This is a genomic window from Pseudoalteromonas luteoviolacea (assembly GCF_018100925.1).
Lineage (GTDB): Bacteria > Pseudomonadota > Gammaproteobacteria > Enterobacterales > Alteromonadaceae > Pseudoalteromonas > Pseudoalteromonas obscura.
Genome location: NZ_JAGJEH010000029.1, coordinates 1 through 10,648 on the forward strand (window position 1 = coordinate 1; position 10,648 = coordinate 10,648).

Consider the following 10,648-nt stretch of genomic DNA (forward strand, 5'->3'; position numbering starts at 1 on the left):
CCCAAAGGGGTGGGTTAAACATGGGGTGCTGCGCCCCATACCCAGCCAATGCGCTCCTGCGTGTCCCACGCCCCGCTAGGGGAGGTTGATCAGTGTTGTAGTGCTGAGTAAGTCTTTCAATGCAGTTTATAGTCTTTTATTATCTGTTAGTGCTGATAGTTCAGCAGTTAAACCATAAGCCTGTGTACTCTGGCTTATGGCCAGGTGCACCTCTACCTAAAGGGGTTGAATGATGGATAGAAAGAAAGTTAGGTTGATCGTTATCCAGAAAGACGACAGTAAGTGGATGCAAATTCATTTTTGTCGTTACTTTCAAAGAGCGGCCAATATTGAAAGGGCTGATCCAGATGGGCTGGTATTAGTGTCTGATGTCGCTGATCTTTGGTTTCCGGTTCCTGTAGGTACGGATCTATTTGAAGCGATTGAATTCATTTTGACTTCTCATAGGGTTGCTCACCACCTTGTTCATTTGGAAAAGGTGGCTGAGCATAAGCCTTTGAATGCAACCTGTAATGACTGGGAGGCTACTTTTAGTCCCCTTGAACCCAGGCGGGTTGGTCAGAAGGTAGCTGTTTAGTATGATAGTTCGGCAGGGTGGGCTTTTGCCTGGTACCTGAGTGCATTCAAGCACAAGACGCACCTCGGTCTTTTACAGGGGTAGGATGAAAGTATGCAAAACGCAGTAAAACAGCCTGATAGTGCTCTGAAATTTAAACTTGGTGCGGTCGTAATGACTCGTGGAGTTTCAGATTTAATGAAAGAGCATGGACTTGAACCTATTCAATATTTACGCCGTCATGCTTATGGCGAATGGGGTGATATTGAAGAGGATGATGCTCAGGCAAATGAAGATGCGCTTGCCAATGGCGGTCGTATTTTTTCAGCTTACAATCTGGTCGGAATGCCCGAATCCCGATTGTGGGTTATCACTGAAGCAGATCGTAGTGCTACTACGTTCCTACTTCCTAGTGAATATTAAGTTGAGTTTCCGTGTTTAGTGGAATTTAACTTTATAGAGCCACCCTATGGGTGGCTTTTTTATTGTTTTGATGTTTCATATACCCCTGCTATGATTGCTCAAAGTAATGTATATTAGTCTGTTGTTTGAAGGGCTTTGAGGGGAGTTAAGTGCTTATACGTTTCAGTGACATTCCCGAAGATTTAGTTTTTGAGGTGTCAAATAGAAGTGATTATGTCGGTGCTGTATATGAGGCATGGCGATATGTCAGAGGCGATTGTAAAGGGCTTCGATGCTTTGTAGAAGCGCCTGATAATTTGCCTCAAGAATGGGCGAGCGTACCTGGTTTGTTGGTTCCTCAGTATTGGGGCAATCAAGTAACTCTTTATCGCCAATGGCTTGAAGTGGTTGCGTGTGCGGAAAGATTGACTGACCTCTCTGAAATTGTAAGTGAAAGCAAGTACATAGATGGGATAACTGATATGAATGATGTATCAGAAGGCTCTGAAAATAGTCCTAAAAAGCCAGTCCTTAAAGTTATCAAATAGTGTATAAATGAATTATCAAAAATAGTTGCTTTGATAATTCAAAGCCCCTATACTAAAAACATCATACAGCGCACCTCGGCTTTAGCTTTTTCTGGGGTTGCTTGTGTGACATCGTTATTGGCGAATGTTCACGTATCAGGAGAAAGAAATGGGAAAGGTTACTTCGGTATCTATTCAAAAAGGTGGCCCAGGAAAGACGACAGTCTGCCGTAATTTGGGGGAAGAGGTTTCAGAGGCCGGGTTTAAGGTTTTACTGATAGATAATGATCCTCAAGGTAATTTGACCAAAGCAATTTTTGGTGATGAGTTGCCACCGGAGGTTATGAAGGTCACTGAAGCGGTTACTTCTGGTTCTCAGAAAGTGGCACCAGGTGTAAGCAATACCTTCTGGTTGTATGAGAAAGATGAGATGCCGGAGCCGTTTAAGGTTACGGAAAATCTTTACATTATCGGGGCGACGAAACATTTGGCAGAAATGGGTACGAAAGCCGTTGACTGTGTGTATGAATTTAAAGACAAGATGGAAGTCCTTGCCGGTGAGTTTGACCATGTTTTTATTGATTGCCCACCTGCGGCAGGGACTTTGCAAACTGCGGCTCATGGGTCTTCTGATTATCTCGTAATACCAACAGAGTTGAATGAAGACAGCATTGATGGGGTAAAGCAGCAGCTTGAGTCGGCGGCAGCTAACAAAAAGCGTTTGAATCCAGCGCTTGATGTTTTGGGGATTTTGGTGAATGGCAAAGATTCGCACAAGATCAATATTGAAGAGTTTCATTTGGAAAATCTGAAAGAGCTTTATGGTGATAAGTTGTTTGAAGCCGTAATTACCCATTCAGTTAAGGTGTCAGAGGCTCGGTCATTTAATAAGACTGTTCGGCAACATGCTCCGAAGAGCGTTCAGGCTAACCAGTTCTTGGCGTTGACCAGGGAATATTTAGAGCGCAGCAAGGGGTAAGTTATGGCGTCTATGAAAGATAAGTTGGCGGCGCATAAGAAGAAAAAAGCCGAGACTGGTGAAGCTGGTGCTCGCGTTGAAAGTGTTTCAGAACTTCTTGGTGCCGGTGGTGATGTCGATGTCGCTGAGTTGGTTGAGAAGGCCAAAGATGAAGGGCGTCTTTTATCTCTTCCAGCTGGCGAATTCATCCCTGATCCTAATCAACCAAGGAAGACCTTTGACCAGGAGCGAATTGATGAGCTTCGGATCAGTATTGAAGCTAATGGTCAATTGCAACCGATTTTGGTTGGTAGTCAACTATCCGATGGGAAGTATCCCATTATTGCCGGTGAGCGCCGTTGGCGAGCAATCAGTGAGTCCAGTGCTGTTGGTGAGGTGGTTGCTATTGTCCGTAGTGGCGATGTCGATGAACTTCATTTGCTTCTGATGCAAATTGATGAAAACAATCAGCGCGAACAGATTCCGGCTATTGAAAATGCAATGGCCATGAAGCGTGTGGTTGATATTTGCAAGTCTGAAGGCAAAGACCAGGCTTACGCAGCGAAGCTCCTGAATGTGAGTCCGGCGCAAGTGTCAAAACATATCGCGTTGCTGGGTGCACCTAGTGTTGTGACGGAACTTTCAGTTCATGGGGAAACTCAGGATGTTGAGGTTCTGTATCGACTGTCAAAAGCTTCCGAAAATAAGCCTGAAGAGGTTGCTGAGTTAATCGATCAGTGGCGTAGCGGTGAGTTAGAAACGAACCTTCGCAAAGCCAGTAAAGACTTGGCTGATGAAGCAAGGCAAGAAAAGAAGAATTCCAAAGATAAAGGGAAGGGGGCGAAAGCTCAAAAACCAAGTAAACCGGAAAGCACTGAACCGAAGCTTAAAAAAGCGTCCGGGGTTCGTCTCGGGCTTGATAAAGATGAATTTACACTAACTGTTGAAGTCGGTAATAAGAAGCTGAGTTTTAGGGTTGATGCCGACTCTGTGGTATCGCTGAAAGGCGACATTGATAAGAATTGGAGAGACTAATGTCAGAAGAAAAAGCACCTTATGGTGACATTCAACCAGGGTCAGGCGTCAGCTTGGGGAAATGCTGGGCAGCATTAAGAAATGACAATGTAGTTGGCGTGATTTCAATGCGTGTACCAAGTGATGTTGATTTTGATGCCTATCGAACTAAAGCAACGGAATGCCTTGAGCTGCTTGGTCAGGTTAAGGCTGGTGATATGGTAGAGCGTGATGGTGAGCGTTACTTTGTTCAGCGACCAACACATGCCAATCGCAGTAAAAAACCTCGCCCAGTAAAAGAATATCTGATTTATCAGCCACGTAATGTTTGATGAATTTGAGCCAATAGAGCAACGCCTGGTGAAGGTGATGCTTATGAACGAGACTAAGCCAGAAATTGTGCTAAAGGGCATGGAGAAAGGCTTTGAGGTCTTCGTAAGGCGCGGTAAAAAGCTGTTCAAGCTCTATACGCAGCGTAAGACGCCGAGGATTTTTAAGTCGCCTAATACAGCGATTAATTTCCTAGCTGAAATGGGTGCTGAGCGTATTGTGATTGATGGTTTGGGCAACTGGAAGCCGGACTCTTATGTCAACAAAAGTAGCCGTACAAAGAATGGGCGGCACTGAAATAAAGAAAACTCAATAGGAGAGTGACCACGATGAACGATATGAACAACCCGCCAGTAGAAAGTTATGGCGATTTCCCGGAAGTTGGCGATCAGCCTCAGATGGCTGACTCTCAAAGCCAGAAGAGTGACCGCAAAGGTTTTCAGAATCCAGTTTTCCCGAACGATTCTGTGACGACTTGTAGCGGCTTTATCAATGAAATTCGCAGTCACCAAAAAGGTGACGACACGTTGTACTTTGTACGTGCGGGTTTAGTTCAAGGGTCACGCAGGAATGATCGTGGTGATTGGGAAGGTGATATTACCAATTGTGATCTTCTGGTGGGTTCTACTTTGAAGAAGTGGGCAGAGGCTATGAAACAGTTTAAAGATCCCTTTGCTGGTATTCGCGTGACTTTCGTGGTCCGAAATTTGAAATTCACGCCTGGGTTGTATGAGGGTAAGCCAGTTCTTAACAGTCGTGGTGTACTGGAAGCCATTACCATCGGTCATCTTGATCAGTAGTGGTGGACAGCTCTTCGAGGCGTATGGGTTTATTGTGGATGGCCTTCGGGCGTATGGACAGACTGATGGACAACATTTTGGACGGGCAAGCCGACCACAAGTTGACCACAGCCTTGACCACACATCCAGCCACAAGAAGCCCACACTCTGACACACCATGTGCAGGCAATAACAAGGAGCAAAGTATATGTTTGGTGTAATTGGAATCATTGTTTTCTTTGTCGTCTTGGGTATCGTGGTAAATCCTCATATCCGAAAGCGCGGCGTTGTGCCTGGTGGTCATTTTGATGAAGAGCGAGGTGTGAGTTTAAATCGTCATTCAATTGTTGGTCGTAGCCTTTGCGATCCTATTGATCAGCAGTATTTTGATGATTTCTGAGCAATATTTATAAGGTGTAATAATGAAAAAAATATCTATTTTACTGGTTGGTCTTTTCCTATCTATTAATGCTTTCGCGTCTGTTAAGTGCGGAAGTGAGTTGATAAAAGGCGTTCAAATAAAGAAAGGTGGCGAGGTCGTTTATACATCGAAGGACGGTGTTCGTCGCTTGGTTGCATCACCAGATTCACCGGCAGCATCGCAGTATATGCTTATGACATTATTGAATGCTGTGGACAATAAATATTATGTCCAGGCTGCTTTCCCTGATGGCTATAGCTGCAAGAGTAGTAATACTGAGATCCCTGCCGAATGGATCTATGTGCAAAATCCCAAATAATGGATAGAGCTTTAGATGATTACTCTAGTTAGTCTTTTGTTCTCGTTAATACTATTGGTTTTTCCATCGTTATCACCGGCAGAGAATGATGCGATTAAAGATGATGCTGAAGAAGTCATCGAAATAGAACACAGCACCCAGGAACAATCCAAGCTTAAAGCAAGGGTTGATTAGCCTTTAGTGTGTGGTAAAGGAATACCGTTCGCCATAGGCCCAGCGGTAGCGACACCTGCCTTAGTGGTGTGACTTGCTGGGGAGAGTATCAGTTTTAATTTTTAGTGGGGTGATTATGGAATTTAATTTTGTGTTGATTGCATTTATCGGCGCGGTGATTTTTGGTTTTTGGGCGTATCTTCTTTTGAAGGCTGACAATACTCCAAAGGAGTATTTCTACGAACCGGCAGGCCCATTACTTACAGCCGCTGAAAATAATTTTTACCTCGTTTTGAAAGATATTGTGCCAAGTGACTATGTACTTACCTTTAAAGTAAGAATTGGTGATGTCCTGAAAGTGCGGAAAGGTTTAGATAAGAAAGAAACTTTCAAGTTAAGGGCGAAGGTTCAACAGAAACACTTTGATTTCGTAGTATGCCGAAAGAAGGATAAAAGGGTTGTTTGCTGTATTGAGTTGAACGATTCATCCCATAACAGAGCAGATCGGAAGCGCCGAGACAAGTTTGTAAGGTCAGCCTGTAAAGCAGCTGGAATGCCTTTGCTTGAGGTGAAGAACCGCAGATCCTATGTTAAATCTGATCTTAAAAAGCAGTTAAATTCGGTGTTGTCTGGCAGCACCATAATTGATAACCAAGACTCGGAACCTGAAGCAATACAGAGACCGGTAACAGAGTTTGTTGATAATAAAGTAGTTGAGAAACTGGCTACCTCAAAAATGGCCGCGAAGTATGGGTGTTCAACTGATGAGTTCATTCAGATGCTTGTTGATTCCATGTATATGCAGTTTACCGAAACAGGTCTAGCTCTTACTGATTTTGGACGTAATATGGGTGGTGAGCAGAGAGAACACCCTAGTACAGGTAAATATGTTGTTTGGCCTGAAGACTTGCCATTAACACTACCTGGTAACACGTAATCCTTTACGTTTGCCTTGCAAATCAAACACCCCTTTAAAGGGGTGTTTTTGTATCTGGCGCATTGAAAACCCTTTTGGTCACAATTTCAAAAACCTGGTTTTCTTTTTTGTGACCATTTGCTATATTGGTCACAGTTTTTGGTGAGCTCTTTTTTTATTGTGACCAAGGTGGGCAGAATGAAATTTACAGAATTACTCGATTCAATTAAGAGTCAACATGAGGCTGTTTCTAAGCAAGTGGTTGATCTGAAGGCGAAGCAGAAGGTTCTGAAAAAAGCAGGGATAGAGTACGGTACTCCGAGCTATAAGGAGGGCCGGTACCTTCGGATAATTCGGCCAGCCAATGCGGAAAGAGGCCGCAAGTTTGATTACATCGGTGCCGATCCTGACAAGCAGAAGGCTGTTCTCGATGCCATTGAACGGGGTAAGCAGTTTGATCTACTGGGGTCAGAGATAGCAAGCCTAGAAGAGGCTTTAGGTTTTGTGGATAGTGAGTTATCGCATCTATCAATGCGATTCAAGTGGAAACATGGTATTGATATTTGATCGTGCCGGTCACCGTAATTGGTATGAATTTAATCTATACATAAATGATAAGGGATAGTTATGTCGAATAATCATGATCAATCAGAAACTGCAATTTTTATAGGGCTTTTCATAGCGGCAGTACCTCTTTTTATAATCAAACACAAAACGGGGTTGAGCTTTCAAACGATCATTCAGACAGTTGTCTTGTGGGCTTTGTTCGGCGGGGCTATTTGGCTTAACAAGCAAACGCAGACGATCCTTCATATTGGGTCGCACTGGAATATTCTGTTGGCTGTGTTTCTCTTAACGCTTATCCCAATTGCAAATGAACTGGGCACAACGATGGAATCTACCAGAAGTGGGCCGTTAGCCTTCCTGGATGACCGTACAAGGCTTGAAGCCCCCAAATGGTATGCAGAGACGTTTTGGCAGGTTTTCATTGTCATGACAGCCGTGTTGTCAAAATATGCCTTTGCCTGGATAAGGGAAAAATTTGAAAACTGAAAAAACAGGTGTGTAAATCAAACCACCGTTTTTTGTACAGTAGGAGCCGGTGATTAAAAGCCGGTTTTTTTAACTTGAAATGTGTAAAGTTTTGCGTAAAGTTATCTATGTATAGTTTAGGTACGTTTTATTACTATAAGTTGGGTGGTTTATGATCAGCAATGGGCTGGTATCAGAGGATACCAAAAATCTAGTGGATTTTATTCGTTCCTTGCCTTCTGCAAAGAACATAAGGGTTTACACAAAGGCAGAACAAGACAATTTCGATTTCTCAAGTGAGAGTGCTTCTGTTCGTCGATCTGCCATTAGGGAAAAAAATCGGAGCTTCAAATCATGAGTAGTGATAACTACCAAATTCTGTCGGTTGGCAAAGGTGAAACGGTTGTCGATGGTAAAAGTCACTGGAAAGATTTTATCCAGGTACACATTGACGACCCGGCTGAGGCATTCCGATTGGCTATGGACATACTTCGTCAGGTGGAAATACAACAGTACCGAGGCGGGGGGTGTGGGATCGCATTTTCGCTACCAGGTACTCTTGAACCCGAGTCTGAGTAATTTGGGGGAGTGGGCATAAGTTATGGAGCCAACAAGCGAACTTTATGGGGCACTACAGACTGCTTATGAGCACTTCAATCGCACTTTATTTGACGGAAAACTGCCAAAGATAATTTTTACCGCGCAACGTCAAAAAGGAGTAATGGGGTATTTCTCAGCGGATCGCTGGGTTGCAAGGAATGGTGATCGCTGTCATGAGATAGCAATTAACCCTCAGTATGTGGGCAAGTCGGCACTAATTGAGGTGTTTCAGACGATTGTTCATGAGCAGTGTCATTTACTCCAACATTGCTATGGGAAACCAGGAAGACGTGGTTATCACAATAAGGAATGGGGTGGAATGATGGAGTCAGTTGGACTTATGCCTTCCTCAACTGGACGCCCTGGTGGTAAGAAAACTGGGGAAAAAATGAATGACTACCCGATACCAGGTGGACGCTTTCTCAAAGAGTGTGAATCGCTGGTTTCCTCTGATTTTGATTTGCCTTGGGTGGATCGTTATTCGACCGGCGACAGCAAGCCCCATACTGAATTAGCCGCTGAATATGAATTATCTGAAGAGTCAACAGTGAAATTGACAACGGCGTTAGTTGAGTATTTCGATCAAGATTCATTTGTACAGCCGGGAGAAAACAAGCCGGTTAATAGCAAGGCTAAGTACACTTGCCCCTCTTGCCAAGTAAATGTTTGGGGTAAGCCAGGGCTTTCAATTGCCTGTACTGAATGCGGTGTAGGTTTTAGTGAGGTGTAATTAATGGTGGTAGTTAAGGATGAACATCTTCTTGATTGTGGTCATTGTGATGGGTCTGGGACTTGTAGATCCGGTATAGATGGCACCTCATGCGCTGCATGTATGATTGCACATAACTTAAAGCCATATAGGTTTTTATTTTTCAAAACCTCTTATTCTGGTCTTCGTTGCGGTGGGTGTAATGGACTATTAAAAAGCGATTCAGCATCTGTTCGGATGCAAAGCAGAATTGCGCCAATACTTGCCATATCTACTTTGGGAGGTTTAGCCACAGTAACTTTATTTGCAGTGGTTATGGATAAAAGTTTACTGGCACAAGTTATAACCGGGTGGCTTTCTTTAGCTTCATCTATGACTGCATTCTACTTTTCTAAAAAGAAGGATTCATAGTTAGGATGAATATTGGATATGCTCGTGTCTCTACAGCTGAACAGGATACTTCCCTTCAGGTGGATGCACTTAATCAAGCTGGTTGCGAGAAAATCTACCAAGAATCTATTTCAGGCGCTTCGAGAGAGCGGCCTGAATTAGAACGATGTCTTGAGCATGTTAGAGAAGGTGACACCCTGGTTGTATGGCGTCTTGATAGGCTCGGTAGAAGCATGAAGGACTTGGTGGCAATTATTACCGAACTGGAAAAAAACAAGGTTGGTTTTAAATCAGTTACAGAAGCTATTGATACAACCAATGCGGGCGGGAAGTTAGTGTTCCATATTTTTGCTGCTTTGGCTGAATTTGAGCGGACGCTGATTCGAGAAAGAACAAAAGCTGGTTTAGCAGCTGCTAGAGCCAGAGGAAGAAAGGGCGGACGAAAGCCTAAAATGTCAAAGGCTGATGCGACCAAAGCGAAAGCAATGCTGGCTGATCCAGCTATTACAAAAACAGAAGTGGCACGTCATTTTGAAGTATCTCGCGTGACACTAAATAAGGCACTAAATGACCTGGAAGCTGCATCTAAGAGGTAAGCAATGAGTGATGTTAATTACATAGAGTCAATTAGATCTGGTGAAATGGGATTGGTAGAAGTGCCCCGTAAATCTAAAACGCACTCAATTTGCCTTGCCGCAGTAAATCAAAATGGATTGGATCTTTACCATGTCCCTAAATATATGAGGTCTGAAACAATCCATTACGCAGCTGTGTACGAGAATGCAAAAGCGATTGAATTTATTGACTCTGATTATCTCGTACACCACCAGGATCTAGTGACTCTTGCGGTGAGTAGAAAAGGACAGGTGCTTAAATGGCTTCTTTCTGAGGCACCTTCTCTCGTTACTTATGATGTTTGCTTGAAGGCTGTTCGATCATCGGGGTCATGCTTGGCATACGTGCCCGAATCTATGTTGGATGAATCATTAATCAGGGTGGCCGTTGAGAATGATGCTTCTGCATTGAACGTGCTGTTTAAGTACAATGCGGATTCTGTTAAGCGAGCAATTGGCAATGTAATAAACTCAATCCCCTTAAAGCATTTGCCGGATCACTTTAAATCCTATGAAATTTGCTTAAATCAGGTTTCTGAGCAAGGTCGCCAACTTCGTTACGTTCCGTTCCCGCTCATTGATGAGCGAATGGTGGAAACAGCTTTGAACTCGAATCCTTGGGCAATTGAGTATGTCCCTATCACGTTTTCAGATGATTCAACTGTAACGTCACTGATAAGCGGTGGTACGTTACCGCACCATCTTTATGAGCATATTGAAGGCGGCGTAGAAATCGTCTACGATTAATGTAACGGTTGAGAAACTGTTTTACGGGTGGCTGAGAAGCTGGTACCAATCAACAATCTGAATATGATGGCTGAGAAGCTGGTGCATTGATTGTTAGAATATAGAAACTTAGTATTTACTTCTCTTTGTAGATTGTATTACTAATTTCGGAACCACAACTATGTTGTGGTTTTTTTGTGCC

The 10,648-nt window shown here is 43.5% G+C and carries 17 protein-coding genes; all 17 read left to right on the forward strand.

Features of this window, described 5'->3' with window-relative positions; genetic code table 11:
• The first annotated feature begins 229 nt into the window (after window positions 1-229).
• The 17 genes from J8M00_RS27615 to J8M00_RS27695 all read left to right on the forward strand — a co-directional run bounded on the left by J8M00_RS27615 (window position 230) and on the right by J8M00_RS27695 (window position 10,467).
• Complete coding sequence (locus J8M00_RS27615; RefSeq protein WP_211013579.1) at window positions 230-577, forward strand: hypothetical protein; 348 nt, start codon at window positions 230-232, stop codon at window positions 575-577.
• A gap of 153 nt (window positions 578-730) precedes the next feature.
• Complete coding sequence (locus tag J8M00_RS27620) at window positions 731-979, forward strand: hypothetical protein (RefSeq protein WP_247687617.1); 249 nt, start codon at window positions 731-733, stop codon at window positions 977-979.
• Between the two features lie 149 nt (window positions 980-1,128).
• Window positions 1,129-1,506, forward strand: a complete 378-nt coding sequence (locus J8M00_RS27625; RefSeq protein WP_211013581.1) for a hypothetical protein — start codon at window positions 1,129-1,131, stop codon at window positions 1,504-1,506.
• Between the two features lie 148 nt (window positions 1,507-1,654).
• The gene (locus J8M00_RS27630; RefSeq protein WP_211013582.1) at window positions 1,655-2,464 is read left to right on the forward strand and encodes a ParA family protein; all 810 of its coding nucleotides are present in this window, start codon (window positions 1,655-1,657) and stop codon (window positions 2,462-2,464) included.
• A 3-nt stretch (window positions 2,465-2,467) separates the two neighbouring features.
• On the forward strand, window positions 2,468-3,478 hold the full coding sequence (locus J8M00_RS27635) for a ParB/RepB/Spo0J family partition protein (RefSeq protein ID WP_211013583.1): 1,011 nt from the start codon (window positions 2,468-2,470) through the stop codon (window positions 3,476-3,478).
• A complete protein-coding gene (locus J8M00_RS27640; RefSeq protein ID WP_211013584.1) occupies window positions 3,478-3,789 on the forward strand; it encodes a hypothetical protein in 312 nt (103 codons plus the stop codon). Before J8M00_RS27635 ends, J8M00_RS27640 begins: the two co-directional genes overlap by 1 nt.
• Before the next feature lie 43 nt (window positions 3,790-3,832).
• Window positions 3,833-4,084 carry a hypothetical protein gene (locus J8M00_RS27645; protein ID WP_211013585.1) on the forward strand — a complete coding sequence of 84 codons (252 nt, stop codon included), beginning with the start codon at window positions 3,833-3,835 and terminating at the stop codon, window positions 4,082-4,084.
• A gap of 32 nt (window positions 4,085-4,116) precedes the next feature.
• Window positions 4,117-4,587 (forward strand): hypothetical protein, encoded by a 471-nt coding sequence (locus tag J8M00_RS27650; protein WP_211013586.1) that lies wholly within the window; start codon window positions 4,117-4,119, stop codon window positions 4,585-4,587.
• A 187-nt stretch (window positions 4,588-4,774) separates the two neighbouring features.
• Window positions 4,775-4,966: a hypothetical protein gene (locus J8M00_RS27655; RefSeq protein ID WP_211013587.1), complete on the forward strand. Its 192-nt coding sequence runs from the start codon at window positions 4,775-4,777 to the stop codon at window positions 4,964-4,966.
• A 22-nt stretch (window positions 4,967-4,988) separates the two neighbouring features.
• Window positions 4,989-5,306 carry a hypothetical protein gene (locus J8M00_RS27660; RefSeq protein WP_211013588.1) on the forward strand — a complete coding sequence of 106 codons (318 nt, stop codon included), beginning with the start codon at window positions 4,989-4,991 and terminating at the stop codon, window positions 5,304-5,306.
• Between the two features lie 289 nt (window positions 5,307-5,595).
• Complete coding sequence (locus J8M00_RS27665) at window positions 5,596-6,396, forward strand: DUF2726 domain-containing protein (RefSeq protein WP_211013589.1); 801 nt, start codon at window positions 5,596-5,598, stop codon at window positions 6,394-6,396.
• 177 nt (window positions 6,397-6,573) lie between these two features.
• Entirely contained in the window at window positions 6,574-6,942 is a 369-nt protein-coding gene (locus J8M00_RS27670) for a hypothetical protein (protein ID WP_211013590.1), read from the forward strand.
• 60 nt (window positions 6,943-7,002) lie between these two features.
• Window positions 7,003-7,428: a hypothetical protein gene (locus J8M00_RS27675; protein WP_211013591.1), complete on the forward strand. Its 426-nt coding sequence runs from the start codon at window positions 7,003-7,005 to the stop codon at window positions 7,426-7,428.
• 333 nt (window positions 7,429-7,761) lie between these two features.
• Window positions 7,762-7,986: a hypothetical protein gene (locus J8M00_RS27680; RefSeq protein ID WP_211013592.1), complete on the forward strand. Its 225-nt coding sequence runs from the start codon at window positions 7,762-7,764 to the stop codon at window positions 7,984-7,986.
• Window positions 7,987-8,008: 22 nt separating this feature from the next.
• On the forward strand, window positions 8,009-8,737 hold the full coding sequence (locus tag J8M00_RS27685) for a SprT-like domain-containing protein (RefSeq protein ID WP_211013593.1): 729 nt from the start codon (window positions 8,009-8,011) through the stop codon (window positions 8,735-8,737).
• A 395-nt stretch (window positions 8,738-9,132) separates the two neighbouring features.
• Window positions 9,133-9,702 (forward strand): recombinase family protein, encoded by a 570-nt coding sequence (locus tag J8M00_RS27690; RefSeq protein WP_211013594.1) that lies wholly within the window; start codon window positions 9,133-9,135, stop codon window positions 9,700-9,702.
• Window positions 9,703-9,705: 3 nt separating this feature from the next.
• Window positions 9,706-10,467 (forward strand): DUF4116 domain-containing protein, encoded by a 762-nt coding sequence (locus J8M00_RS27695; protein WP_211013595.1) that lies wholly within the window; start codon window positions 9,706-9,708, stop codon window positions 10,465-10,467.
• The last annotated feature ends 181 nt before the right edge of the window (window positions 10,468-10,648 follow it).